23 protein-coding genes and 1 pseudogene are annotated in these 23,909 nt (G+C 73.5%); 10 read left to right on the forward strand and 14 right to left on the reverse strand.

Going from position 1 to position 23,909, the window contains the following annotated elements:
* Positions 1 to 33: 33 nt before the first annotated feature.
* The 3 genes from ACQF4J_RS40895 to ACQF4J_RS40905 all read right to left on the reverse strand — a co-directional run bounded on the left by ACQF4J_RS40895 (position 34) and on the right by ACQF4J_RS40905 (position 2,153).
* Positions 34 to 627, reverse strand: a complete 594-nt coding sequence (locus ACQF4J_RS40895; protein WP_351580459.1) for an Rv1733c family protein — start codon at positions 625 to 627, stop codon at positions 34 to 36.
* Positions 628 to 778: 151 nt separating this feature from the next.
* Positions 779 to 1,498 carry a ferredoxin reductase gene (locus ACQF4J_RS40900; RefSeq protein WP_427168677.1) on the reverse strand — a complete coding sequence of 240 codons (720 nt, stop codon included), beginning with the start codon at positions 1,496 to 1,498 and terminating at the stop codon, positions 779 to 781.
* A 49-nt stretch (positions 1,499 to 1,547) separates the two neighbouring features.
* A complete protein-coding gene (locus ACQF4J_RS40905; protein ID WP_351580462.1) occupies positions 1,548 to 2,153 on the reverse strand; it encodes a sulfite oxidase-like oxidoreductase in 606 nt (201 codons plus the stop codon).
* A 301-nt stretch (positions 2,154 to 2,454) separates the two neighbouring features.
* Here ACQF4J_RS40905 and ACQF4J_RS40910 point away from each other — a divergent pair, with 301 nt between their 5' ends.
* The gene (locus ACQF4J_RS40910; RefSeq protein ID WP_351580465.1) at positions 2,455 to 3,165 is read left to right on the forward strand and encodes a GNAT family N-acetyltransferase; all 711 of its coding nucleotides are present in this window, start codon (positions 2,455 to 2,457) and stop codon (positions 3,163 to 3,165) included.
* Here the strand turns inward: ACQF4J_RS40910 and ACQF4J_RS40915 are convergent.
* Positions 3,162 to 3,599, reverse strand: coding sequence for a MarR family winged helix-turn-helix transcriptional regulator (locus ACQF4J_RS40915; protein WP_351580468.1), 438 nt, complete (start codon positions 3,597 to 3,599; stop codon positions 3,162 to 3,164). The genes ACQF4J_RS40910 and ACQF4J_RS40915 overlap by 4 nt on opposite strands.
* A 446-nt stretch (positions 3,600 to 4,045) precedes the next feature.
* On the opposite strand from ACQF4J_RS40915, the gene ACQF4J_RS40920 reads away from it, so the two are divergent.
* Positions 4,046 to 4,831 (forward strand): putative protein N(5)-glutamine methyltransferase, encoded by a 786-nt coding sequence (locus ACQF4J_RS40920; protein ID WP_427168066.1) that lies wholly within the window; start codon positions 4,046 to 4,048, stop codon positions 4,829 to 4,831.
* A 27-nt stretch (positions 4,832 to 4,858) separates the two neighbouring features.
* On the opposite strand, the gene ACQF4J_RS40925 is transcribed toward ACQF4J_RS40920, so the two are convergent.
* Positions 4,859 to 5,614 carry a hypothetical protein gene (locus ACQF4J_RS40925; RefSeq protein WP_427168067.1) on the reverse strand — a complete coding sequence of 252 codons (756 nt, stop codon included), beginning with the start codon at positions 5,612 to 5,614 and terminating at the stop codon, positions 4,859 to 4,861.
* Between the two features lie 129 nt (positions 5,615 to 5,743).
* The gene (locus ACQF4J_RS40930; RefSeq protein ID WP_351580476.1) at positions 5,744 to 7,807 is read right to left on the reverse strand and encodes a SpoIIE family protein phosphatase; all 2,064 of its coding nucleotides are present in this window, start codon (positions 7,805 to 7,807) and stop codon (positions 5,744 to 5,746) included.
* Between the two features lie 273 nt (positions 7,808 to 8,080).
* Between ACQF4J_RS40930 and ACQF4J_RS40935 the strand changes: the two genes are divergently transcribed.
* Complete coding sequence (locus tag ACQF4J_RS40935; protein WP_427168068.1) at positions 8,081 to 8,959, forward strand: hypothetical protein; 879 nt, start codon at positions 8,081 to 8,083, stop codon at positions 8,957 to 8,959.
* Positions 8,960 to 9,064: 105 nt separating this feature from the next.
* Positions 9,065 to 9,433 carry a hypothetical protein gene (locus ACQF4J_RS40940; protein WP_351580482.1) on the forward strand — a complete coding sequence of 123 codons (369 nt, stop codon included), beginning with the start codon at positions 9,065 to 9,067 and terminating at the stop codon, positions 9,431 to 9,433.
* Between the two features lie 126 nt (positions 9,434 to 9,559).
* On the opposite strand, the gene ACQF4J_RS40945 is transcribed toward ACQF4J_RS40940, so the two are convergent.
* Positions 9,560 to 10,708: a M20 family metallopeptidase gene (locus ACQF4J_RS40945; protein ID WP_427168069.1), complete on the reverse strand. Its 1,149-nt coding sequence runs from the start codon at positions 10,706 to 10,708 to the stop codon at positions 9,560 to 9,562.
* A gap of 117 nt (positions 10,709 to 10,825) precedes the next feature.
* Here ACQF4J_RS40945 and ACQF4J_RS40950 point away from each other — a divergent pair, with 117 nt between their 5' ends.
* Together ACQF4J_RS40950 and ACQF4J_RS40955 are read left to right on the forward strand one after the other, a co-directional pair.
* Positions 10,826 to 12,841 (forward strand): NADPH-dependent 2,4-dienoyl-CoA reductase, encoded by a 2,016-nt coding sequence (locus tag ACQF4J_RS40950; protein ID WP_351580488.1) that lies wholly within the window; start codon positions 10,826 to 10,828, stop codon positions 12,839 to 12,841.
* A 22-nt stretch (positions 12,842 to 12,863) separates the two neighbouring features.
* On the forward strand, positions 12,864 to 13,415 hold the full coding sequence (locus tag ACQF4J_RS40955; protein ID WP_351580491.1) for a PadR family transcriptional regulator: 552 nt from the start codon (positions 12,864 to 12,866) through the stop codon (positions 13,413 to 13,415).
* A 3-nt stretch (positions 13,416 to 13,418) separates the two neighbouring features.
* Here ACQF4J_RS40955 and ACQF4J_RS40960 read toward each other — a convergent pair whose 3' ends face one another.
* Positions 13,419 to 13,979: a hypothetical protein gene (locus tag ACQF4J_RS40960; RefSeq protein ID WP_351802851.1), complete on the reverse strand. Its 561-nt coding sequence runs from the start codon at positions 13,977 to 13,979 to the stop codon at positions 13,419 to 13,421.
* A gap of 163 nt (positions 13,980 to 14,142) precedes the next feature.
* Positions 14,143 to 15,123 carry a fibronectin type III domain-containing protein gene (locus tag ACQF4J_RS40965; RefSeq protein ID WP_427168070.1) on the reverse strand — a complete coding sequence of 327 codons (981 nt, stop codon included), beginning with the start codon at positions 15,121 to 15,123 and terminating at the stop codon, positions 14,143 to 14,145.
* A gap of 379 nt (positions 15,124 to 15,502) precedes the next feature.
* On the opposite strand from ACQF4J_RS40965, the gene ACQF4J_RS40970 reads away from it, so the two are divergent.
* Complete coding sequence (locus tag ACQF4J_RS40970) at positions 15,503 to 16,198, forward strand: glycoside hydrolase family 75 protein (protein WP_427168071.1); 696 nt, start codon at positions 15,503 to 15,505, stop codon at positions 16,196 to 16,198.
* 157 nt (positions 16,199 to 16,355) lie between these two features.
* Here ACQF4J_RS40970 and ACQF4J_RS40975 read toward each other — a convergent pair whose 3' ends face one another.
* Entirely contained in the window at positions 16,356 to 17,117 is a 762-nt protein-coding gene (locus tag ACQF4J_RS40975) for an SDR family NAD(P)-dependent oxidoreductase (RefSeq protein WP_351580500.1), read from the reverse strand.
* Positions 17,118 to 17,240: 123 nt separating this feature from the next.
* Here ACQF4J_RS40975 and ACQF4J_RS40980 point away from each other — a divergent pair, with 123 nt between their 5' ends.
* Positions 17,241 to 17,879 carry a TetR/AcrR family transcriptional regulator gene (locus ACQF4J_RS40980; RefSeq protein WP_351580503.1) on the forward strand — a complete coding sequence of 213 codons (639 nt, stop codon included), beginning with the start codon at positions 17,241 to 17,243 and terminating at the stop codon, positions 17,877 to 17,879.
* Positions 17,880 to 17,893: 14 nt separating this feature from the next.
* On the opposite strand, the gene dhaM is transcribed toward ACQF4J_RS40980, so the two are convergent.
* From dhaM to dhaK, 3 genes are read right to left on the reverse strand one after another with little or no spacing between them, the layout of a single operon-like run.
* Positions 17,894 to 18,304, reverse strand: a complete 411-nt coding sequence (gene dhaM, locus ACQF4J_RS40985) for a dihydroxyacetone kinase phosphoryl donor subunit DhaM (protein ID WP_200702099.1) — start codon at positions 18,302 to 18,304, stop codon at positions 17,894 to 17,896.
* Positions 18,297 to 18,896: a dihydroxyacetone kinase subunit DhaL gene (gene dhaL / locus ACQF4J_RS40990; protein ID WP_351580507.1), complete on the reverse strand. Its 600-nt coding sequence runs from the start codon at positions 18,894 to 18,896 to the stop codon at positions 18,297 to 18,299. Before dhaL ends, dhaM begins: the two co-directional genes overlap by 8 nt.
* 42 nt (positions 18,897 to 18,938) lie before the next feature.
* Positions 18,939 to 19,931 carry a dihydroxyacetone kinase subunit DhaK gene (gene dhaK, locus ACQF4J_RS40995; protein ID WP_351580510.1) on the reverse strand — a complete coding sequence of 331 codons (993 nt, stop codon included), beginning with the start codon at positions 19,929 to 19,931 and terminating at the stop codon, positions 18,939 to 18,941.
* Between the two features lie 283 nt (positions 19,932 to 20,214).
* On the opposite strand from dhaK, the pseudogene ACQF4J_RS41000 reads away from it, so the two are divergent.
* Positions 20,215 to 20,598 (forward strand): annotated as a pseudogene (locus tag ACQF4J_RS41000) (penicillin-binding protein); the annotation flags it as partial.
* Positions 20,599 to 20,673: 75 nt separating this feature from the next.
* On the opposite strand, the gene ACQF4J_RS41005 reads toward ACQF4J_RS41000, so the two are convergent.
* On the reverse strand, positions 20,674 to 22,038 hold the full coding sequence (locus tag ACQF4J_RS41005; protein ID WP_427168073.1) for an alpha-lytic protease prodomain-containing protein: 1,365 nt from the start codon (positions 22,036 to 22,038) through the stop codon (positions 20,674 to 20,676).
* Positions 22,039 to 22,452: 414 nt separating this feature from the next.
* On the opposite strand from ACQF4J_RS41005, the gene ACQF4J_RS41010 reads away from it, so the two are divergent.
* The gene (locus tag ACQF4J_RS41010; protein ID WP_427168678.1) at positions 22,453 to 23,835 is read left to right on the forward strand and encodes an APC family permease; all 1,383 of its coding nucleotides are present in this window, start codon (positions 22,453 to 22,455) and stop codon (positions 23,833 to 23,835) included.
* Positions 23,836 to 23,909 lie beyond the last annotated feature (74 nt).

The raw sequence follows: 23,909 nt of genomic DNA on the forward strand, positions 1-23,909 counted from the left end.
GGCCGCGCCGAGAGGTCGGGTCTTCGTAGGGGGCTAGGGTCCCCCGGCCTGCCGCCGTGTCCACTGCGGCTCGGTGCGTGCCCATGCCCGTCCCCACTCGGCCAGCCGGTGGCGGGTGGCGACACGCCGCACCACGGCGTTGGCCACGAGCAGTACGGCGGCCGCGCCGCCCGCGGCGCACGTGCCGATGGTGACGGTGTGCTGCCAGATCTGGCTCGCGCCGGGCGGCGGGGGGACGGCGCGGTCGCGGGAGTCGAACCACACGTCGACGGTGTCGCCGCGCCGGGTGCCCGCCGGGACGCGCGCCTGCGCGGTGTGCGTCCCGGCCGTCCGATCCGTCCAGCGCACCTTCACCGGGTACGAGTGGTCGCGGCCGCCCGGTGTCGTGCTGGGCCTGTCGGGCGGCGTGCCGACGACCTCGGCCCGCACCCGGTGGTGTTCGGCCCGGTCCGCGGCCGCGACGGCCCGCGCGTGATCGTGTGCCCACCAGCCGGCCACCGCCCCGGCCAGCGGGGCGCCCACGAGCAGCAGCACGGCGACGGCCAGCGCTGTCCACGCCTCCACGACGTCCGACCGGCGCCGCAGCGGATTGCGCCGCCAGCGCCAGCCGCGCACCCGGGTTCGCATCTCGACCTCCCCGCCGTGACCGGAGCCGGAGGGACTGAGGGTGTCCGGTCCGTATTGTCCCTCCGCGCCGCACGCGCGCGCGAGTTCCGGGGGAGGCGGGTACCCAGCGGCGGCGAGATCGCGCACCGCCGGGCGGGCCGGAAGCCGTGCGTCAGCCGAAGCGTTCGATCCGGATCCGGTCCACGGGCTGGCCGGCCGCGACGAGCAGCCGGGAGGCGTGTTCGGCGAAGGCGTTCGAGCCGCACACGTAGGCCTCCCACCCGCCGGGAGGCCGATCGGCCAGGAGCGGTGCCAGATGGGCGGCGGCCAGACGGCCCACCGGCACACCCTCGGGGGCGCTCCGTGTGAAGACCGGCGTCGTCTCCGCGCCGAACTCCCGCGCGTAGATCAGCTCCTGGGGGCTGCGTGCGGACACCACCAGCCGCAGCGGCACGTCCAGGCCCCGCGCCCGGCGATGGCGCACCATCGACATCAGCGGTACGACACCGGAGCCGGCGCCGATCAGCAGCGCGGGCCGGTCGCCGGGCCACGCGAAGAAGCCACTCACCGGGCCGCGCACCTCGACCCGGTCGCCGGGCCGCGCCACCGTGTGGAACCAGCCCGAGACCTCGCCGCCGTCGACGCGGTCGAGGGTCAGCTCGATGTGCCCGCCGTCGTCCGGCGCGGAGGCGATCGAGTAGTGCCGCTGGGCCACGTAGCCGTCCTCGGCCGTGAGCCGGAGCATCAGGTGCTGGCCGGGCAGATGCCCCCTCCAGGCCGGCACCGCGAACCGGAACGTCGAGGCGTGCGGCGTCTCGGGCCGGATCTCGGTCAGGGTGGCGATCTGCCACTGCGCGGCGCCCCGGTCGCTCACCTCGATCCGGCCGGGCACGGCGAACCGCGTCGGGGGAACGAACACGGGGGGCGTATCGGTCGCTCGCTCAGTCACCGGAGTACCGCTGCTCCTCCCACGGGTTGCCGCGTCGGTGGTAGCCGTTCTGCTCCCAGAAGCCCGGCTCCTCGTGGTCCAGGAGCCGGATGCCCGCGATCCACTTGGCGCTCTTCCAGAAGTACAGATGCGGCACCAGCAGCCGTGCGGGACCGCCGTGTTCGGCGGGCAGCGGCCGGCCGTCGTACTCCCAGGCGATCCAGGCCTTCCCGCCGGTCAGGTCCGCCAGGGGCAGGCTGGAGGTGTACCCGGTGTGCGCGTGGGCGACGGCATGGGTGGCCGACGCCAGGGGTCGCGCCTCGTCGAGGAAGGCGTCCAGGGACACGCCCGCGAACCGGACACCGAACTTCGACCAGCCCGTCACGCAGTGGATGTCGCCCTCGTACGCGGACCCCGGCAGCGCGTGCGCCTGCGCCCAGTCCCAGGTCAGCGGCCGCTCCACGAGTCCGTCGACGCGGAAGGTCCAGTCGGTCGCCGCCAGTTCGGGCGTGACCTCGGCGGACAGGACGGGCCAGTCGTCGCCCGCGTCGTACTGGCCTGGCGGCAGGCCCGGATCGGGGACGCGGGGGCGCCCGGTGAAGCCTCGGGTGACGTTCATGGGGATCCAGCGGGAGGGAGGTCGGTTCTTACGTGTCCAACCGTACGTGCACGTCAGGTCTGCCCCGGCCCCGGGGAGCCCCGGTGATCGTCAACGGCGTGTGAACTCTCCCGGGGCCCGGGAATAGCCGCTCCCCGATCTTGCTTGCCGCCTGTGGCAGCGGTGAGCGCGAGCGAGAGTGGGAGCACATGCCGAAGGCGCACGTCTTCACGTACTACGGACGTCCGGAGGCCGGGGCGCACCGGCCGGTACCCGGTGCGGGCGTCGACGTCCGGGGCGGGGCCGGCACAGGGGTCGCCGGATGAGCCACGTCCTCGACAACCCGGCCCTCGCCTCCCTGACCGGCCCGCACGCCCACTTCGCCGAGCGGCGCGGCCGGGTGCTGCGCTACCCCGTGGACGTCTCGCCGTGGCTCGCGCTGCCCGACGAGCCCGACGCGGACGACTGGGCCGACCTGGCCGCGCTCGCGGGCCCCGGGGCGGAGGTGCCGCTGAACGGCTACTGCCCCGAGGTGCCCGCCGGCTGGGAGGTCGTCTTCCACGTCGAGGGCGTGCAGCTCGTCGACGACGGCATGGCCGCCGCGCCGGACGCGGAGGCCGTCCGGCTCGGCCCCGCCGACGTGCCGGAGATGCTCGACCTGGTCGCCCGCACCCGTCCCGGTCCGTTCCTGCCGCGCACCGTCGAGCTCGGCACCTACCTCGGCATACGCCGGAACGGCGCCCTGGTGGCCATGGCGGGGGAGCGGCTGCGTCCGCCGGGCTGGACCGAGATCAGCGCCGTCTGCACCGACCCCGCCCTCCGCGGCGAGGGACTGGCGACCCGGTTGATCCTCGCCGTCGCCCACGGCATCCGCGAGCGCGGCGAGACCCCGTTCCTGCACACCTCCGCCCGCAACACCGGCGCCATCCGCCTGTACGAGGCACTCGGCTTCCGGCTCCGCCGTACGACCGCCTTCCTCGCCGCTCGCGCCCCCGAACACCTCACAGAGGTAAGGGAGTTGGCCGTGCCCTAGCTCTCCTCGGCGCGTGTCGCCCACGCGTTGTACCGCACCAGATACCCGGCGAACCGCCGTAGATCCTCCGCCGGCCAGTCCGCCAGCCGCTCCCGGAACGCGGCCCTGCGGCTGTCGGTGACCTGGGCGAGGATCCGGCTGCCCTCGTCGGTCAGGTGCAGGACCTGCACACGGTGGTCGTCCGGAGCCACGCGCCGCTCGACGAGCCGGGCCCGCTCCAGTGCCGCCACCTGACGGCTCACCGTGGACTTGTCCAGGGCGTAGTGGGCCGCCAGGTCGGTCGCCCGGCAGCCGCCGCTCTCCTCCAGGTGCCCGAGCAGCGTGTACGACACGAGCGACAGCTCGGGGTGCATGCGCCCCGCCGAGGCCCGGGCGCGCCGGGCGAAAGCCGTCATCTCGCGCTGGATGGTCTCCACCGCCTCGTCCGCGTCCACCGGAACCTCCCTCGCGCTACTGGTTGTATAGTACAACTGGAAGTGCGAGTTGTGTAAGCCAACCATTTGGGGGCGGTGAGTGATGAGGACCCCGGCACTGCGCCACGTGCTCACGCATCTGATCACCCCGCTGCTGATGTGCCTCGGCATGGGACTCGCGTACATGGGGGCGTTCGTGACCCCGGAGCCCCATCACCTGCCCGTTGCCGTCGTCGGCTCCGGGCGGCGCAGGACCGGGAAGAGGAGGAGGTCGAGGAGGCCGTCGGCGTCTGAGAGTTGGGGTAGTGTTGCCGTCCGGCCGCGGACCACCCCGGCCGTCAGGACCGAGGAGGTGAGACCCATTACCGCTGTGTCAGCTCGGGTGCTCTCTCCTCGCGTCGACGCGGATCACCGCCGCTAGCCGACCGCGAGAGCGCCCTTCGCTTCACCGAAAGGCTCTCGGCTCCATGCCACCCTTCTCCCTGACCGCCCGCGACTCCGTCGTGACCGCACTGCGCGCCGCCGGCTGCGTCTTCGCCGAGGACGAGGCCCGGTTGATCCTCGCCGCCGCCCGCACACCGGACGAACTGGCCGCGCTCGTCGAGCGCCGGGCCGCCGGGCTCCCCCTCGAACTCGTCCTGGGCTGGGCCGAGTTCCGTGGCCTGCGCATCGCCGTGGAACCCGGCGTCTTCGTGCCCCGCCGCCGTACCGAGTTCCTCGTCGAAAAGGCCCTCGCCCACGCCCCCGAGGCGTCGGTCGTGGTGGACCTGTGCTGCGGCTCGGGCGCCGTCGGCACGGCCCTGGCCGCCGCCCTCGGCACCGTGGAACTGCACGCCGCCGACATCGACCCGGCCGCCGTGCGCTGCGCCCGCCGCAACATCTCCGGCGCCGGCGGTCACGTCCACGAGGGAGACCTCTTCGACGCGCTCCCCGGCGACCTGCGCGGCCGGATCGACATCCTCGCCGCCAACGTGCCCTACGTCCCTTCCGACGAGGTCGCCCTGCTGCCCGCGGAGGCCCGCGACCATGAACCGCTCGTCGCCCTCGACGGCGGCTCCGACGGTCTGGACGTCCTGCGCCGGGTCGCCGCGCAGGCACCGAGCTGGCTCGCACCGAGTGGGTGCCTGCTGGTGGAGACCAGCGAACGGCAGGCGGAGGTGGCCGTCGACGCCTTCTCCGGCGCCGGTCTGCGAACCAGGTCGGCGGTCTCCGAGGAGCTGTACGCGCACGTGGTGATCGGCGTCAGACCCTGACGCGGGCGGACCGGGCGACGGCGTCCGTCACGTCGTCGCGCCGCTGCCCGAAGGGCTCGCCGACGGCGAGGGCATGCCCCAGCGGTGCGGGCCGTGCCCCGGGAAACCGCCGCGCCGGCCGTCGTCCGAGCCCTCGTCGCCCGGCCCCTTGCCGTCGAAGGGCCCGGACAGCACCCGGAGCGCCGTCCTGGTGCCGCTGTCGGAGCGGGTGCCCACCAGGAAGACGGTGTCGTCCTTCTTCAGGGAACCGGTCCCGGTGCCCTTGGTGCCGTCGTGCAGGACGGTGGTGCCCGAGTCGACGGTCCACGTCCACCGGGCGCCGTCCTCGCTCTTGACGGTGACCTGGTCGCCGTCGACCTTCTCCACGGTCCCGCGCTGCCAGACCCGTACCACCCACTTGCCGGTGTCCTGGTCCTTCACCGTCGACTCGCCGTGCACGCCCATGCCGCCGAAGTCGAACCAGCGGCCGCCGTGCCCGTACCCGGGTCCGCCCGGGGACGGCGAGGCGGAACCCGACGCGGAGGGCGTGGCGCCCGAACCCGGACCGCCCGAGGTGGCGGCGTACGCCACGGTGCCGCCGAGGGCCAGCACGGCGACCGTGGTGGCCGCGATCACCGCCCGCGCGCGGCCGGAGCGCCGCCGCCAGACCCGGTCCCAGGCCGGTTCCGGCGCGGCTTCCGCCCCGCCCGGACCTGTCATCACCTCCCACTGCGGTGCCGTCTCGCCCTGGCGTTCGGACGGCCCGCCTCCGGCGGTGGATTCCTCGTGCGGATCGTGTGTCACGGCGCGCTCCCGTCGGTCACGGCACCCGGCATCCCCATGCCATGCCTTGTTGTGATTGTGCGAGGAGCTTGATAAGGGCCGGATAATCAGTACCTGTGAAAACCGGGCGAGGCCGCTCGCGGGCCGCCGCTACGGCTGCCGCACGCGCGCGATGAGCAGTGCCACGTCGTCGGAGTTGTCCGGCTGGTGCAGTGTGCGCAGCAGCAGGTCGCACACCTCCTCCAGGGGACGGTCGGGGCCGTCGAGCAGGGACAGCAGCGCGTCCAGGCGTTCGTCCAGGGGGTGCTGCCGGGTCTCGACGAGACCGTCGGTGTAGAACACCAGCCGGTCGCCGGGGCCGAGGTCGACCGTGGTGGTGGAGAAGGCCACCCCGCCCACGCCCAGCGGCGCGCCGGTGGGCAGTTCGAGCAGCTCCGGAGGGTGGCCCTCGCGCAGCCGGACCGGTGGCAGGTGTCCGGCGTTGGCGATCCGGCACTGCCGCAGCGCGGGGTCGTGAACGGCGTACACGCAGGTGGCGATGGAGTGGTCCAGGTCCTCGGTGATGCGGTCCAGGTGCTCCAGGAGCCGGGCCGGGTCGAGGTCCAGGGAGGCGAGGGTGTTGGTGGCGGTGCGCAGTCGGCCCATGGTGGCGGCGGCCGTGATGCCGCTGCCCATCACATCGCCCACCACCAGTGCGGTCTTGCCGCCGTCCAGGGGGATCACGTCGAACCAGTCGCCGCCGACCTCGCTGGTGGCGCCCGCGGGCTGGTAGCGGGAGGCGACCTCCAGGCCGCCGGTGACCGGCGGATGGCTGGGCAGCAGACTGCGCTGCAGGGTGAGGGCGGTGTCGCGGGCGTTCTGGTACCAGCGCGCGTTGTCGATCTGCACGGCCGCGCGGGACGCCAGCTCCCGGGCGAGCAGCAGGTCGTCGTCGGTGAACGGCAGCGCGTTGCGGGTGCGCTTGAGGTCGAGGGCGCCCAGCACCTCGCCGCGCGCGATCAACGGCACCGCCAGATAGGAGTGGACGCCCGCCCGGTCCAGCCGCTCGGCCGCCTCCGCGGAGCGGGCGATACGCGGCAGGTCGGCCTTCTCGACCCGGGGCAGCATGACCGGCCGGCCCGTGCGCACGCACTCGGTGACCAGGCGGTCGGGGCCGTAGCGGGCCACCTGCCCGGGCGGGTCCGCCGCCCGCAGCGCCTCCGGAGCGTCGTCCGCCCGCACGGCCAGCGCCCGTATCACCGCCGGCTCCGTCGGTCCGAGGCTGCTGCGCCTGCCCGCGACCACCGCGTCCAGCAGGTCCACGGCCGCCACGTCGGCGAGCTCCGGCACGGCCACCTCGGCCAGCTCGCGTGCCGTGCGCTCCAGTTCCAGGGTGGTGCCGATCCGGGTCGTGGCGTCCGCGATGACGGCCAGCCGCCGCCGCGCGCCCTCCGCCTCAATGCCGGCCCGGTGCTGCTCGGTGACGTCCACGACCATGGCGGCCACGCCCAGCACGGTGCCGACGGCGTCCTCCAGGCGGTACAGGGAGAGCGTCCAGGCGTGCTCCCGCACCGGATCCGCCGGGGTCCTGCCGACGGTGAGCTCGTCGACGAGCGGGCGGCCGGTGCGCAGCACGTCGCGTGCGGCCGACTCGATGGCGTCGACGTCTATGTGCGGCAGCACCTCGCGCATCGACCTGCCGATGTGCTTCTCCGCCGGCACGCCGTTGAGTCGTTCGAGTGCCGGGTTGACCGAGACGTAGCGCAGGTCGATGTCCAGGACGGCCAGCCCGATCGGGGACTGGGCGATCATGCGCGTGGACAGCGCCACGTCCCGCTCCAGCCGCCGTACCGTCGAGCGGTCGGCGCACAGGCCCAGCGCGTAGACGTCACCCCGGTCGTCCAGCAGCCGCATGTTGCGGAACTCGACCAGACGGGTGCTGCCGTCCTTGCGGCGGATGGGAAAGGCGCCGGCCCAGCTCTGGCCGGTGAGCATGACGTCGGCGAAGAGTTTGATCACCAGGTCGAGATTCTGCTCGTGCACCATGATGCGGGCCGCGTACTCTCCGAGCGCCTCCCGCGCCGGGTAGCCGAACAGCTCCTCGGCCTGCGGACTCCACAGAACGATGCGGCCCTCGGCGTCCAGCACCACCGAGGCCATGCCGAGTACGTCGAGCAGCCCGCTCGGCCGCACCGACTCGTGGCCGTCGGCCACCGGAAACCCGGGTGCACCCATGGCACGCACCGCCTTCGCCCTTCGCGCGGCACGCCGTCCCCCGTGCCGACTCCCCATGTTCTACCGCGCTCAACCGTCTTCGTGACGTCCCCGTCGCCCACCTCCACCATCCCTCGACACGACCGGGGCGTCGCCGTAGCGGTGACGACACTACCGGCGACGCGCTGTCACCGGACCGCGAGCTCTCGAGGTCGTCTTGGTCTGTACATGACCGTCCGGTCGGGGTCAGACTGGCCGCCGAGCACACCCCGCCCCCCATGGAGGAGCCCCCGCATGCCCCTGCGTGCCCGGCAACGTTGTCACGCGGTCCTGACCGCCGCCCTCGCCCTCGCCACCGCCGCCGTCCTGTCGGCCGCGCCGCCCGCCTCGGCCGCCGACACCACCTGGACCGAGGTGGGCTCCGACCGCGCCGACCCGCTGACCGAGAGCCAGGGCCTGACCTCGGTGGAGGTCCCGGCCGGCAGCCCCAACCGCTACACCGGCATCGGCACCATCCCCGTCTCCGTGTCCAGCCGCGGCTGGAACCATGTCGGTGACCCCGACGCCTCCTCCACCGGCTACTACGTCGAGCCGTACCAGGCCGACTCGGGCACCGCGAAGATGTTCCGGGTGCAGGCGCCCGGCGGCGCATGGTCCGAGTACACGCACACGCTGGGCTCCGGCGAGGCCCTGAACAACTCCTGGGTGGCGATCTCGCCCGACGGACAGTGGATGCTGTCCGGCGAGTACGGCACCATGAGCCGCTTCCTCGTCTTGCCGACCCCCGGCGTCAACGCGGCCACCTCGCCCTCGGCGAACCTCCCGCAGGTCTCCACCGTCGTCCTCGACCACGCCGTCCGCGACGTGCAGGGCTGCGACTTCGTCACCGCCACGCGGCTGCTGTGCTCCTCGGACGACCCCGCCGGCACGCTGTTCGGGATCACCAAGCCGCTCCTGCAGGTCGACCTGTCCGCCGCGGCGAACGGCACGTCCGACGTCACCGGCCATGTCACGGCGCTGCGGCAGCTGCCGCTGAGGAGCTCCTGCTCGGGCACGTTCGAGGCCGAGGGCATCGACTACGACCGCCGTGACGGCACCCTGCGCGTCATCGTCGTCTCGCCGGGCTTCTGTGTGCTGACGGACAGCAAGACCTACCGGTTCACCAAGAGCTGAGCCCTCGCTGGTCCCCCGACCGCAGTGGTGCTTTTCTGGGGATGTGACGCGGTTCGCGGGGAACCCGCCGTGCCGCGTCACCTCCACGAGAGGAGCGATCAGGACATGGACCGCGAACGATCGCACGAGGAGCCCGTCTCCCTCGAGATCAGTGGCTGCAGCAAGGAGGACGCCCGGATCGTGTTCGACGCGCTCTGCGCGTGTTTCGAGTCCGACCGCGGCGCCGACGAGGTGCCCCAGCAACTGCACGAGACCCGGCCGATGGTGTGGCTCGGCACCTTCGAGGTCACCGACGCCCACTCCTGCCCGCCACCCGCCCGCCTCGCGGCCTCGGTCGAGGTCGACGCCCAGGGCGGCTACTGGGCGATCGAACGGCTGCGCAGCACCCTGGATCCCCTGTTCAGCGTGCGTGACCTGTCCTCCGCGTCGGGGGATCAGGAGCGGGAGCTGCATGTGATTCTGGAGAGCCGATGAGGGGTGCGGGGCTGGTGCCGTGGGCCGTGTGCCGGGTGCGGTGATCGGCGGTGTGCGGCTTCGTCGTGGCCGGTCGCGCAGATCCCCGCGCCCCGGGGGTGGGCTCGCGGACCGTCTCCGACGGGTTCAGGCCAGCAGGCTCAGGACGGCGCGGTGGTATACCGCGTGGACCTTGGGGAGGTCTGCCAGGCGGGCCCGTTCGTCCACGCCGTGCAGGCCCTCGTGGTGGACGCCGAAGCCGGCGGTGGCCGGGATGCCCTCGGCCGCCAGCAGGTTGCCGATGTTCGACGGGCCCGCGGTCTTCGCCCGCACGGCGAGCCCCTCGCGCGCGGCGGCCTCCAGCAACGCGGCGGCCGGCTGCCGGTCCTCGGCCAGCCGGTACGGCGGCCAGGACGCCACCGGGGTGATCCGGGTCGGTCCTGGGGCGGGCAGCCGCGCGTCCAGTTCGGCGACGGCGGCGCGGACGACGGCCTCCGCGTCCTCGGCGCCGAAGCCCGGTGTGGTGCGGATGTCGACGCCCACCTCGCACCGCCCGGGGACCACCGAGAAGCCCTCCCCGCCGTGGCAGAAGGTGACCGTCAGCCTGGGCGGCAACGGGAACTCCCCTTCCGCGTCCGGTAGTTCGGCCTCCTCCAGCAGCCGCACGAGCAGGGCCGCCCGGGAGACGGCACCCGGCGCCGCACGCCGCGATCCCGAATGGCCGGTCTCCGCGTGCACCGCGAGCGTGGCCCGCCACAGCCCCCGCCCGCCGACCACGACCTCGTCCGGCCCCGGATAGCCGATCATCACCCCGGCCGGGCGCACCGCCGCGGGGTCCGCCAGATACGCGCGGGCGCCGCCGAAGCGACCGGTGTGCTCGTCGGCGTCCAGCAGCACGGCAAGCCCGCCGCGCAGTGCGTCGGCCCGCTCGCGCACCTCGGCGGCGATCCGGCAGAACAGCGCCGCCGCCAGCTTGGAGTCGGCCGCGCCCCGCCCCCGCAGCCACCCGTCCACCACGTCCCCGGCGTCCGGCGGGAACGACCAGGCGCCCTCGTCGCCGTATGGGGCGGTGTCGACGCAGGCGTCCAGTGTCCACCAGGGCCCCGGGCGGCCGCAGGGGATCTCCACGAGCAGGGCGACGGTCCGCCCGGCGTCGTCCCGCAGCCGCCGCCGCGGCAGGTTCCGCGCTCCCAGCCAGTCGTCGAGGACGGCGAGGACGGGGCCATGGTCGTCGATCCCGCCCCGGCTCGGGCGGCGGATCAGTTCCTGGGCCAGCTCGAGGGTCTCCGCGGTCATGCGGTGACTGTGCCCGACGGTGGCCGGAGTCACGCCCCCGCGGTTGTGCAACTAGTTGCACAAAGCGTCGGCGGTCCTCTACAACTACAGGCACGACACCGCGCACGGAGGGGCCCGATGAGCCGTTACCCGCACCTGCTGAACCCGCTCGACCTGGGCTTCACCACCCTGCCCAACCGCGTCCTCATGGGCTCCATGCACGTCGGCCTGGAGGAGGCCGAGCGCGGCTTCGAGCGCATGGCGGAGTTCTACGCCGCCCGGGCCCGCGGGGGAGTGGGCCTCATCGTCACCGGTGGCATCGCGCCCAACGACGCCGGACGGCCCTACGAGGGCGGCGCGAAGCTCACCTCGGACGCCGAGGCCGAGCAGCACACGGTGATCACCGACGCCGTCCACCGCGCCGGCGGCCGGATCGCGATGCAGATCCTGCACTTCGGCCGGTACGCCTACCACCAGGACCTGGTCGCCCCGAGCCCCCTCCAGGCCCCGATCAGCCCCTTCCCGCCCCGCGAGCTGACCGACGCCGAGGTCGAGCAGACGATCGAGGACTACGCCCGCGCGGCCCGCCTCGCGAAGCGGGCGGGCTATGACGGCGTCGAGATCATGGGCTCCGAGGGCTACCTCATCAACGAGTTCATCGCCGCCCAGACCAATCACCGCACCGACCGCTGGGGCGGCTCGTACGACAACCGCATGCGCTTCCCCGTGGAGATCGTGCGCCGGGTGCGCGAGGCCGTCGGCGAGGACTTCATCATCGTCTACCGGCTGTCCATGCTGGACCTGGTCCCCGGCGGTTCCACCCTGGACGAGGTCATCACGCTGGCCAAGGCCGTCGAGGCCGCCGGCGCGACGATCATCAACACCGGCATCGGCTGGCACGAGGCCCGCATCCCCACCATCGCCACCTCCGTGCCGCGCGGCGCCTACACCTGGGTCACCAAGCGGCTGATGGGCGAGGTGTCGATCCCGCTCGTCACCACCAACCGCATCAACACCCCGGAGCTGGCCGAGGAGTTGCTCGCCGAGGGGTACGCGGACATGGTCTCCGTGGCCCGGCCGATGCTCGCCGACCCCGACTTCGTCAACAAGGCCGCCGCCGGAACGCCGGAGGCCATCAACACCTGTATCGGCTGCAACCAGGCCTGCCTCGACCACACCTTCAGCGGGAAGATCACCTCCTGCCTGGTGAACCCGCGCGCCTGCCACGAGACCGAACTGGTGCTGTCGCCCACCCGGTTGCGCAAGCGCGTCGCCGTCGTCGGCGCCGGGCCGGCCGGACTCGCCTGCGCCGTCACCGCCGCCGAACGCGGCCACGACGTCGTGCTGTTCGACGCCGCGAGCGAGGTCGGCGGCCAGCTGAACGTCGCCCGCAAGGTCCCCGGCAAGCAGGAGTTCGACGAGACCCTGCGCTACTTCCGCCACCAGCTCGACGCGCACGGCGTGGACGTACGCCTCAACACCCCCGTCGCCGCAGCCGACCTGGCCGACTACGACGAGGTCGTCGTCGCCACCGGCGTCACTCCGCGCACCCCCGACATCCCGGGCGTCGACCACCCGAGCGTCGTGGGCTACCTCGACGTCCTGCGCGAGGGAGTCCCCGTCGGCGACCGCGTCGCCATTCTCGGCGCGGGCGGCATCGGCTTCGACGTCGCTGAGTTCCTCACCGACGGCGGGGACAAGGCGAGCGAGGACCCGGAGACGTACTTCCGCCAGTGGGGCGTAGACATGGACTACCGGGCGCCCGGCGGCCTCGCCGCCCCCGAGCGCCCCGCGCCGCCGCGCACCGTGCACCTGCTGCAGCGCAAGACCAGCAAGGTCGGTGCCGGCCTCGGCAAGACCACCGGCTGGATCCACCGCGCCGAGCTCAAGCACCGCGGCGTCACCATGGTGCCCGGCGTGCGCTACGACCGCATCGACGACGCCGGTCTCCACATCACAGTCGGCGAGGAGTCCACCGTCCTGCCCGTCGACACCATCGTGCTGTGCACCGGCCAGGAGCCGCGCCGCGACCTGTACGAGGAGCTGGTCGCCGCGGGCCGCAGCGCGCACCTGATCGGCGGGGCGGACGTGGCCGCGGAACTGGACGCCAAGCGCGCCGTCAAGCAGGGCACCGAGGTCGCGGCCGCCCTGTAGGGGCCGTCCCTAGGATGACTTCATGTCCCTCCCGCACGCGATCCTCACCGCCCTGCTCGAGAAGCCGTCCTCGGGGCTGGAGCTGACCCGCCGGTTCGACCGGTCGATCGGCTACTTCTGGTCGGCGACGCACCAGCAGATCTACCGGGAACTGGGACGGCTGGAGGCCGAGGGACACATCCGGGCGCTGCCCACCGAGCAGCCGGCCCGCGGGCAGAAGAAGAGCTACGAGGTCCTGCCCGCGGGCCACGCCGAACTCCAGCGGTGGACGGCCGCCGCCCAGGACCCGAGGCCGCACCGCGACACCCTGCTGCTGCGGATGCGCGCGGCGGCCGTCGTGGGCACGGAGGGCATCGAGGCCGACCTGCGCCGCCATCTCGCCCTGCATCAGCGGCAGCTGGCGGAGTACGAGGAGATCGAGAGGCGCGACTTCCCGCCGGGCAGGGACAGTGCCCAGGACCGGCTGCGGCACCTCGTGCTGCGGGCGGGCATCGACCTGGAGACCTTCTGGACGCAGTGGCTCGGCCACGCGCTGGAGGAGTTCGCCGAACTGCCCGGTGGCGAGGGCGCCTGAGGCTCAGAGCCGGTGGGGCTTGGTGCGGCGGCGCAGGTACCAGGCCGTCGCGATGACACCCGCCCCGACCAGGGCGCTGCCCACGCCCACCGTCACCGGTCCGTAGTCCCGCACCGCGCCGCCGAGACCGCCCATCACGCCCAGCGACGGCGACGGCGAGGCGGTGGCCGAGATGGTGGGGGTCGCGGTGGCCGCCGAGACGATGACGGACTGCGTGCCCGCGGTGCTGTTGTTGAAGGCACACATCACGATGACGGTGTACGTGCCGGGACTGACACCCTGCCAGGCGGCCGTCTGGATGCTGGTCGTCCCCGAAAGCGCCACCTGCCGGCCCTGGGAGAAGTTCGCCTGACTGCTGTTGAGCAGCGAGGCGGTGCCCCACATGCCGTTGCTCGCGGTCTGGTTGCACACGGTGGTGGTCACCGACACGGTGGACCCGCTGGTGCTCACCGAGATCCCCGAGCCCAGCGCGGCGGCGGGCGTGGCGGCGGCCAGGGCGACGGGCAGCGCGGCGGCGGCTGCCACGGCCAGGCCGGTCCGGATCAGAGGCTGAGAGTTGCGCATGTCGACTGCCCTCCGGCGGCACGGTCGGCGGTACATCCCTTGCGCCGCCGGGGGTCGGGAATCGCCCGTGCTGCCTCCGGGTCAGCCAACGCGGCGGTGTCCCCGCGCGCATGCGGAGCGCAGCCGGGCAGGTGACGGATTCCCTCGTCCGGACCGCCACCGGCTACCGCGTCGTCACCGACCGCTCCGCCGTGAACCCGCCCCAGGTGCCGTCGGGCAGTCTGGCGCGGACCCGAACGCGATGGGTGACGCCGGTCTCCCGGCCGACGTAGAAGCTGTAGCGCGCCCGGTCGCGCGGGGCGTCGCCGCCGTACACCAGGGAGGTGGCCGGCTGTCCGTCCAGGCGGATCTGGTACTCCGTGACCACGCCGTCCGTGCGCGGCACGGTCCAGGAGAGGTCGAGGTAGTACGCCCCGTCGGCGCGGTGGCAGCTCGCGCGGAAGGCGGAGGGCGCGGTGCCGCGTCCGTCGTCGGTGCCCGGGGTGGTCAGGCGGACGGTGCCGCCGGGCGGGGAGACGTTGTCGGCGGCGTCGCGGGCCCGGACGGAGAACGCGTATCGGGTGCCCGGCCGCAGGCCCGTGAGCACGGTCGCCGTCTGGTTCCCGCCCACACTGTGGACCTTCGAGCCGCCCTGGTAGATGTCGTACGACAGAACGGCCGTGTCGTCCCGGGACGCGGACCAGGACAGCTGGACCTCGCGGCTGCCGATCACCCGGCCGCGGGCCGGTCCCGGGCGGGTGGGCGCCGTGTCGTCCGCGGCCACGGCCGCCGGGGTCGTCGCGCGCACCGGGCGGCTGGGCGGGCCGAGCCGGCCCTCGCCGTCGCGTGCCCGCACGGTGAAGACGTAGCCGGTGGTGGGGCGGAGGCGGGTGACGTCCACCATGTGCTCGGAGGCCGGCACCTGGGCGACCTTGGCGGTGCCGCGGTACACCTCGTAGAGCCGGACGCGGGGAGTGGTCGGCACCGCGTCCCACATGACGTGCACGCTGCCGGCGCTGCCGGCCGTCGCCGTGACGCCCGCGGGCGCCGCCGGCAGCCGGCCGTCGTCGTTGCCCGTGCCCGGTGAGCCGCATGCCGCGGCACAGGCCAGCACACCGCACAGGGCGAGGAGCCGGCGCGGGACAACAGCGGCACGACGACGCACGGCTCGGCCCTCCGGACGGATGCGGCGGCAATGGTACGGACCAATATGGGGGTGGGTGCGCACGCGCGGCAAGGGGGCGTGGCGCGGACGCGGGGCGTTGGAGATCGCCCGCGGAGGTTACGTATGCTGGAGCTCCTGACGGCCGAACTCTCCTCGAGGGCTCGGGAGTTCATGCCGTGGCGCGGGCCGCTGTCGTCGCTGATCCCGCGCCGGGGAACGGGCGGCCGGGGGACCGGAGCCGACGCCGGCTCAGGTCCCCGGCCCCTGCCCGCCGTTCGGGTCGTTCACCGTCCGGCCCCCTTGCGGTGGCCGCGTGGGCGCACCGGGGTCAGATTGACTGAGTGTTCGTCACTGTTCCCCAGGAGAGGCTCCCCCCATCGTGCGTGTCCAGTCGCTGACGCTGGCCGCGGCCTGCGCCGCCCTGCTCGCCCCCACGACGTCGCCCGCAGCCCAGGCCCGCTTCGCGGAGCAGCCGGTGGCCTGGCGGGAGGGCGACGTCAGCGCCGCCGACCTGCTCGCCAAGGTGCGCGGCTGTGCCCAGGTCTCCCGCGGCCGCTACCGCAGCGACGAGGGCACCCCGGCGACCATCCCGGTCTGCGGCACGCGGGACGCCGTCTTCTGGAAGGCCGATCTCGACATCGACTGCGACGGCCGGGCCGGCCCGCGCTGCAACCGCCGCACCGACCCGCTGTTCTCCTCGCTCACCGCCTACCAGCAGTCCGACGGCCGCCATCTGAGCGCCGAACGCCTGCCGTACATCGTCGTGCCCGCCGTCAGCCGTATCTGGGACCACCGCGACCACGGCGTGCGCGGCGGCTCGGTCGCGGCGGTCGTCTACCGGGACCGGGTGCAGTACGCGGTGGTCGGCGACATCGGCCCGCGCGGCATCATCGGCGAGGCCTCCTACGCCACCGCGCGGGGCCTCGGCATCAGGCCCGACCCGCGGGGCGGCGGCACGTCCTCCGGGGTCACCTACATCGTCTTCAAGGACTCGCGGGTCAAGCCGATCGAGGACCACGCGGCCGCCGTCGCCGCGGGGCAGCGGCTGGCACGGCTGTTCGTGCGGCGCGGGTGAGGCGCCGAGGACCCGTCGGGCGGTGGGTCGACCGCCCGGGTGCCGACGGCGTGTCGGTCGGCGGTCGGCGGGCCGGATCCCGGCGGCGCGTGGGGCGGCGGGCCGTGCGCCCGGGGCGTGTGGGGTGGCGGATCGGCGGGTCGGCCCCGGGGGTGCGTCAGACGGCGGACCAGCCGTCGTCGACGGGCAGGATCACGCCGTTGATGTCGCTCGCCGCGTCCGAGGCGAGGAAGAGGATGGCGGCGGCCTGCTCCTCGGGCCGGGCGACGCGTCCCAGATTGACGAAGTGCGGGCCGAGCGCGGTCGGTCCGTGGGCGGCCTGGTCGGCGTCCACCACGATGCCGGTGGCCGTGCCGCCCGGGGCGATGGCGTTCGCCCGGATGCCCTGCCTGCGGTACATCACCGCCAGGGACTTCGTCAGACCCACCACGCCGTGCTTCGAGGCCGTGTAGGCGGCGCCCGCCGCGCTGCCGCGCAGGCCGGCCTCGGAGGCGGTGTTCACTATCGCGCCGCCGCCTGCCGCCAGCATGTGCGGCAGCACCGCCCGGGTGAGCAGGAACGGAGCGGTGAGGTTGACCCGCAGGACCCGCTCCCATTCGGCGTCGGTCACGTCCGCCAGCGCCGACATCCGGTCCATGATCCCGGCGTTGTTCACCAGGACGTCCACCGAGCCGAAGCTCTCCACGGCGGTCCGCACCACCTCGTCGACCACACTCTGCTCGCCGAGGTCGCCCACGACCGCGACCGCGGTGCCGCCCGCCGCCTCGATCTCCCGCACGACGCCGTCCGCGCCCTTCGCGTCGATGTCCGCGGCGAGGACCCGGGCGCCCTGGGCGGCAAAGGCCAGCGCGGCGGCGCGGCCGATGCCCGAGCCCGCTCCGGTGACGATGACGCCGCGTCCGTCGAATTGGCCGGCCATGTGGTGCTCCTGTTCCTTGGGGGGCGGTCCTGGGGAGGCCACCCTACGACTTAATGTCCCTGGGTGACATAAAGTCGTGGTGGAGAATTCCGGAGGAGTGATCCCCCCGACCCGGAGGACCGGATGACCGCCGCCCGCGGACGTGCTGGACGACCGCCGCTGACCGACGAGCGCAAGGCCGAGATCCGGCTGGGGATCGCACGGGCCGCCGTGGAGCTGTTCGTCACCCAGGGCGTCGCCGCGACCACGGGTGAACAGATCGGGCAGGCGGTCGGGGTCTCGGCGCGCACGGTCTGGCGCTATTTCCCGAGCAAGGAGGCCTGCGTACGGCCGCTGTTCACCGCGGGCATCGAGATGGTCGCCGACCGGCTGCGCGAATGGGCGCCCGGGCGGCCGCTGGAGGACATCTTCGCGCCGGAGGCCACCGACGAACTCGGTGTCCTCGTCGGTCCCGACCACGAGACCGTCGGCGCCCTGGTACGGCTGACCCGCACGGAGCCCGGTCTGCGCGCCGTCTGGCTGCAGACCTACGACGAGGCGGAACCGGCGTTCGCCCGCGCCCTCGCCGAGGGCGCCGGGCTGCCGCCGGACGACCTGCGGCCCGTCATCCGGGCGGCGATGTTCAACGCGGCCCTGCGCGCCGCGGTCGAGCACTACGCCTGGCACACCGCCGAGGCGGAGCCCGACCGCGCGACGGCGCAGGACGAGCTGACGCGGATCGTCCGCTCGGCCCTCGCCGTCGTCGCGGAGGGACTCGGGTAGGCGTTCCCCGGCGGTCAGACCTTCCTGTACGTGTACGCGTCCGCGGCCGCCGCCTCCACCGCCGCGAGGTCCGCGCCGGTGGCCGCCGTGACCACCGCGGCCACCGCTCCCTCCACGAAGGGGGCGTCCACCAGGCGTGTGTTGTCGGGGAGTTCGTCGCCCTCGGCGAGCAGTGCCTTCACGGTCAGCACCGCGCTGCCGAGGTCGGTGAGGACGGCGACCCCCGCGCCCCGGTCCACGGACGCGGCCGCCGCGGCGATCAGCTCCGCGCTCGTGCCGAGTCCTCCGCCCTCGGTGCCGCCCGCCGGGGCGACGTGCACCGAAGTGCCGCCGCCCGCCAGGCCCTTGGCCAACTCCGCCACCGAGGAGGCCACTTCGGCGCTGTGCGAGACCAGCACGATCCCGACGGTCTTGTCGTCACTCACCGTTCGCCTCCGCGAGTCCCGCGATCAGCAACGCCGACGAGGTCGCGCCGGGATCCTGGTGGCCGATGCTGCGCTCGCCCAGATAACTGGCCCGGCCCTTGCGCGCCTGCAGCGGGATCGTCGCCAGCGCGCCCTGCTCGGCGGCGGCCCGGGCCGCGCCGAAACCGTCGGCGAGCGCGTCCACCGCCGGCACCAGCGCGTCGATCATGGTCTTGTCGCCCGGTGCGGCGCCGCCCAGCGTCATGACCGCGTCCACCCCGGCCCGCAGCGCCTCGGCGAGTTGCTCCTCGCTGACCTCGGCGGCGTCCCCGAGCGCCTTGCCGGTACGGCGCAGCAGCGTGCCGTACAAGGGGCCCGACGCGCCGCCGACGGTGGAGATCAACTGACGTCCGGCGAGCGTGAGGACCGCGCCGGGCGTGTCCGGCGCCTCCTTCTCCAGGACCGCGGTCACCGCCCGGAACCCGCGCTGCAGATTGCTGCCGTGATCTGCGTCCCCGATGGGGGAGTCGAGGGCGGTGAGCCGTTCCGCCTCACGCTCCACGGACGCGGCGGTGGCCGTCATCCAACGGCGGAAGAAATCGGCGTCGAGCACTGGATCTCCTTGCGTGGTAGGTACGGCCCGAATTCCGGTGTCTCACATGCCCCAGCGCAGCCCCGGCGTCTTCACCGGCGCGTCCCACAGCCGCAGCAGCTCCTCGTCGACCTGGCAGATGCTGACCGACGCTCCGGCCATGTCGAGCGAGGTGACGTAGTTGCCGACGAGAGTGCGGGCGACGGCGACACCGCGCTCCGAGAGGACCCGCTGCACCTCGGCGTTGAAGCCGTACAGCTCCAACAGCGGTGTCGCGCCCATGCCGTTGACGAGGACGAGCACCGGGTTGCGCGGCGGCATGTCCTCCAGTACGGCGTGCACCGCGAAATCCGCGATCTCGCCCGAGGTCATCATCGGCCGCCGCTCGCGGCCCGGCTCGCCGTGGATGCCGATGCCCAACTCCAGCTCACCGGCAGGCAGATCGAAGGTGGGGCTGCCCTTGGCCGGCGTGGTGCAGGCGCTCAGGGCCACGCCGAAGCTGCGCGCGTTCTCGTTGACCTGACGGGCGATCGCCTCCACCCGCTCCAGCGGCTGTCCCTCCTCCGCGGCGGCGCCCGCGATCTTCTCCACGAACAGGGTGCCGCCGACGCCGCGCCGCCCGGCCGTGTAGAGGCTGTCGGTGACCGCGACGTCGTCGTTGACCAGTACCTTGGCGACCTGGATGCCCTCGTCCTCGGCGAGTTCGGCCGCCATGTCGAAGTTGAGCACGTCGCCGGTGTAGTTCTTCACGATGAACAGCACGCCGGCCCCGCTGTCCACGGCCGCGGCGGCGCGCACCATCTGGTCGGGCACCGGCGAGGTGAACACCTCGCCCGGGCAGGCCGCCGAGAGCATCCCGGGGCCCACGAATCCGCCGTGCAGCGGCTCGTGCCCGGAGCCCCCGCCGGAGATCAGGGCGACCTTCCCGGCGACGGGGGCGTCCCGCCGTACGATCACCCGGTTGTCGACGTCGACCGTCAGTTCGGGGTGGGCGGCCGCCATGCCCCGCAGCGCGTCCGCCACCACGGTCTCAGCGACGTTGATGAGCATCTTCATGACTACCTCCGGGAAACGTGTCCGCTGAGCCGCAGTCCCGGCAGCTCACACTGGGAAGTATCGACGTTTGCGCGGCGATGGTCACGTGCGCGGCGTTTTCGCCCGCCGGATGTTCGGCCGTTCAACTTCCGCGCGCAACAGTAACCATGTGCCGATGAAATTGAACAAGTAAGTAAGTGAATTTGCTGATTTCTCGCATTATCCACCCACCTTCGGAAGTGGGTGGGAAGTCAACACCAAAACTCGAACCCACGGGGGGGTCGTACGGCGCCGCGTCCGTGACCGACTGCTGCGTCCCCTCGGGCTCGGGGACGCCGCCCTGGCGCCGACGGGCGACGGCCCCGACGCGACGGGCCACGGCAAGGACGGCCGCACCCCGGTCCCGGCCTTCGACGCCGGAGGCTTCCAGGCGCCGGGCGCCGTCCGCTGCACCCCGCACGACCTGCCCACCTTCCCGCGGCCTGGGGCACCGGCAGGTGCACACGGTGGCCCGGATCCGGCATCCGGCCTCCGGCGCGTGATGTACCTCCACGGCGGTGCCCCCCTGGGCCAGCAGGCGTTCCTCGGTCTCCGGCCGGACACCGGGGCGGCCCTCGTGGCCGTGTGCAGCCGGCGGTTCCGGGCGAAGGACCCGTTCGTGCCCACGACGTGCGGGCTGCTGGCGGAGCTACGACGGCGGACGGGCCCGGGCGCGCGTCTCGCGCTCCCGGGCCCGTCCGGTCTCACCGGCGCCGGTGAGGTCTCACAGACGCTGCCACAGGGCGGGCGTGACGTCCGGGGCCCAGGAGCTCTGTGCCTGATGGGACTGCAGACACCGGTAGGTGACCGTCCCGACCGTCACCTCCGTCCCCACCTCGTACACCCGCCCCGCACGCCAGGCGCGCGCGTCGGCCGGCTCGGGTGCCGCGGAGGTCTGGCCCGTGGTCTTCAGCGTGAGGCCGAAGTCGTCGAGGATCGGGTTGACCGGCTGGAAGAACGTGGTGCCGCCGCGCGTGCAGTCACCGGAACCGCCCGAGGTGACCCCCTGCGCCTGCGCGCCGGAGATGTAGGGGCCGCCCGAGTCCCCGGGCTCCGCGCACACATCGGTCCGCGTCAGTCCGCCGACCGTGCCCTCGGCGTAACTGACGCTGGTGTCCGTCTCCTTGACGGTGCCGCAGTGCCAGCCTGTGGTCGAGCCGGACCGGCACACCGACGCGCCCACCATGGCCTGCACCGAACCGGCCACCTTCACCTTCTGGCCGTTCTTCCCCTTGACGTAGGGGGTGGCCGTCCAGGTGGAGTTCGTGGCCACCCAGGACATGTCCTTGCCGGGGAACGTGGCGGCCTGGAAGGTCCCCTGGGCGGTGGTCCGGTCGGGCCCGGTGGTCTTGGAACCCGGCTTGCCGCAGTGGCCGGCCGAGGCGAAGCCCTGCTGCACGCCCTTGGTGACGGAGAAGCCGACGGAGCACCGTGCCGTGTTGTCGATGTAGTAGGCGTCGCCGCCGACGATGTCCGCCATGAGGCGCGGCCGTTTCGCCGACAGACGCACGGCGGTGCGGCCCACCTCGGCTCCGGCCGCCTTGACGAACGCGGCCGCCGCCTTGCGGCTTCTGGCCTCCACCACCACCCGGTTCGTGCGCACGTCCACGTACCACACGGGCGTGTCGGCGGTCTTGACGCCGGCCGCCGCCCGGTCCAGCTTCTCCTTGACCGACCGCAGCCCGGCCAGCCCCCAGCGGACGGCCACCGGGGTGGCGCCCTGAGCCCGGATCGCGGAGAAGTCCGCCCGGTCGGTGGTCGCGACGGTCAGCTCGGCCGCCGTCGCGCCCTTGACCCAGGCACCGGCGAAGCGGGTGCCCAGGGTGTTGCGCAGGACACCCGCCCGGGTGCCGGCGTCGGCCTCGTTGACCAGGCGCGTGGCCGCCTGGTCCGGCGTCAGGCGCAGGTCGCGTTCCAGGGCGTGCAGGACCTGCGGCGACGGCTTGTCGGCGCCGAGCGTCTGGGCGGCGCTGGGAGCCGGGCCGCGGCCCGGACCGGCCGACGCCGCCGGCTGGATCGCGGTGAGCGCGAGTGTGCCGAGCGCGACCACGGCGGCGCCGCGTACGGTCGCGCGGTGTCTGTCTGCCATTCGGCGTACCTCCTGAGGGATGCGGTGGAGCAGGTCGTGAGACCACAGCCCTAGCCCCCGGCACCGGCGTGATGCCGCGGGCCGCGGGCTTTTGCGTACTACGGGGGACACCGGGAGCGGCATGTGCAGTAGCGGCCCGACGGCCCCGTCCCGGCCCCGGAGAGCGGGCCGGTTCAACCCGCGTCGGTCACCGGCCACGGGGCCGTCGGCCGTCCGCCCAGGGACCAATGGGCACGTCCGGGGACCTGCGGCCGCTCACCCCGCCGGGCGCGGGGCACAAGGATCGTTTCCGGGAACCGCCCCACCGCAGCGACCGGCGCGAGGAGCACTGCCATGTCCGCCACACCCACAGGACGCGAGGCACCGGACCTGGGCCCCCAGAAGGCGCTCGGCCTGCCCGCCGCCTCCGCGCTCGTGATCGGCAGCATCATCGGCACGGGCGTCTTCGCCCTTCCGTCCGCCCTGGCGCCGTACGGGCCGATCTCACTCGTCGCGTTCGCCGTCGTGACCCTCGGCGCCCTCGCCCTGGCCCTGACCTTCGGCTCACTCGCCGGGCGCGTCCCGGCCGACGGCGGGCCGTACGTCTACGCCCGCGACGCCTTCGGCGAGTTCACCGGGTTCCTCAACGCCTGGTCGTACTGGATCACCGCGTGGGCGGGGAACGCCGCGATCGTGGTCGCCTGGGTCGGCTACGTCGAGGTGTTCGTCAACACCGGGCACCGCACCGGCGTCTCGATCCTGATCGCGCTGGTCGGGCTGTGGATCCCGGCCGCCGTGAACCTCACCGGCGCACGGAACACGGGCGCCTTCCAGGTGATCACCACCGTGCTGAAGTTCGTCCCGCTGGTCTTCATGGCCACCGTCGGCCTGCTGTTCGTCGAGTCCGCCGACTTCGGCCCCTTCAACGCCTCCGGCCGGTCGGCGACCGGCGCGATCTCCGCGGCCGGTGCCATCGCCCTGTTCAGCTACCTCGGCCTGGAAGCCGCCTCAGTCGTCGCCGGACGCGTGCGCGAACCCCGGCGCAACGTGCCGCGCGCAACCGTCTACGGCACCCTCGTCTGCGCCGTCATCTACATCCTCGGCACCCTCGCCGTCTTCGGCACCGTCCCGCACAGCCGGCTCGGCGACTCCACCGCGCCCTTCACGGACGCCGCGAACAACATCTTCGGCGGGACCTGGGCCGGTGACGTCGTCGCCGCGGCCGCGATCATCTCCGGCATCGGCGCCCTCAACGGCTGGACCATGCTGTGCGCCGAGATGCCGTACGCCGCGGCCCGCGACGGGCTGTTCCCGGCCGCGTTCGCCCGGCTGCGCGGCGCGAACGGCGTCCCCGTCTTCGGCATCGTCGCCTCCACCGTGCTCGCCTCACTGATCACCGTCTTCAGCTACACCCGCTTCGAGGACGTCTTCACCAAGATCGTCCTGCTGAGCGTGCTGACCGCCGTGATCCCCTACCTGTTCTCCGCGGCCGCCCAGCTGTACTGGCTGCTCGGCCGCGGCCGCGAGGGACTCGGCCGCGCGCGGCTGATCCGTGACGCCACCGTCGCCGCGCTGGCCATGGCCTTCTCGTACTGGTCGATCCAGGGCAGCGGCTACCAGACCGTCTACTACGGCCTGTTCGTGCTGCTCCTCGGCCTGCCGGTCTACCTCTGGCTCAAGCGCGACCACGGTGAGTACGGCGAGAGCGCGGCCGGGCCGGCCGCCGGGTCCCGTGCGCCGGAGACGCCGCTGAAGCCGGCCCCGTGCATTCCGCGGCAGCGCGCACGGCGCGGGAACACCCTGCGCCACCACGACTGAGACCCGGGGGTCCCGCCATGACCACGTTCCACGTCGACTCCGAGGTCGGCCGCCCGCGCCAGGTGGTCCCGCAC

It is taken from the genome of Streptomyces sp. C1-1 (assembly GCF_050214755.1).
In the GTDB taxonomy this organism is placed as follows: Bacteria; Actinomycetota; Actinomycetes; order Streptomycetales; family Streptomycetaceae; genus Streptomyces.

Coding starts and splice junctions, on each gene's coding strand:
- ACQF4J_RS41005 (WP_427168073.1), bottom strand. CDS start 22,038: ATGGCAGACAGACACCGCGCGACCGTACGCGGCGCCGCCGTGGTCGCG.
- ACQF4J_RS40950 (WP_351580488.1), top strand. CDS start 10,826: ATGAGCCGTTACCCGCACCTGCTGAACCCGCTCGACCTGGGCTTCACC.
- ACQF4J_RS40945 (WP_427168069.1), bottom strand. CDS start 10,708: ATGACCGCGGAGACCCTCGAGCTGGCCCAGGAACTGATCCGCCGCCCG.
- ACQF4J_RS40975 (WP_351580500.1), bottom strand. CDS start 17,117: ATGGCCGGCCAATTCGACGGACGCGGCGTCATCGTCACCGGAGCGGGC.
- ACQF4J_RS40935 (WP_427168068.1), top strand. CDS start 8,081: ATGCCCCTGCGTGCCCGGCAACGTTGTCACGCGGTCCTGACCGCCGCC.
- ACQF4J_RS40940 (WP_351580482.1), top strand. CDS start 9,065: ATGGACCGCGAACGATCGCACGAGGAGCCCGTCTCCCTCGAGATCAGT.
- ACQF4J_RS40980 (WP_351580503.1), top strand. CDS start 17,241: ATGACCGCCGCCCGCGGACGTGCTGGACGACCGCCGCTGACCGACGAG.
- ACQF4J_RS40955 (WP_351580491.1), top strand. CDS start 12,864: ATGTCCCTCCCGCACGCGATCCTCACCGCCCTGCTCGAGAAGCCGTCC.
- ACQF4J_RS40920 (WP_427168066.1), top strand. CDS start 4,046: ATGCCACCCTTCTCCCTGACCGCCCGCGACTCCGTCGTGACCGCACTG.
- ACQF4J_RS40960 (WP_351802851.1), bottom strand. CDS start 13,979: ATGCGCAACTCTCAGCCTCTGATCCGGACCGGCCTGGCCGTGGCAGCC.
- ACQF4J_RS40895 (WP_351580459.1), bottom strand. CDS start 627: ATGCGAACCCGGGTGCGCGGCTGGCGCTGGCGGCGCAATCCGCTGCGG.
- ACQF4J_RS40930 (WP_351580476.1), bottom strand. CDS start 7,807: ATGGGTGCACCCGGGTTTCCGGTGGCCGACGGCCACGAGTCGGTGCGG.
- ACQF4J_RS40910 (WP_351580465.1), top strand. CDS start 2,455: ATGAGCCACGTCCTCGACAACCCGGCCCTCGCCTCCCTGACCGGCCCG.
- ACQF4J_RS40905 (WP_351580462.1), bottom strand. CDS start 2,153: ATGAACGTCACCCGAGGCTTCACCGGGCGCCCCCGCGTCCCCGATCCG.
- dhaK (WP_351580510.1), bottom strand. CDS start 19,931: ATGAAGATGCTCATCAACGTCGCTGAGACCGTGGTGGCGGACGCGCTG.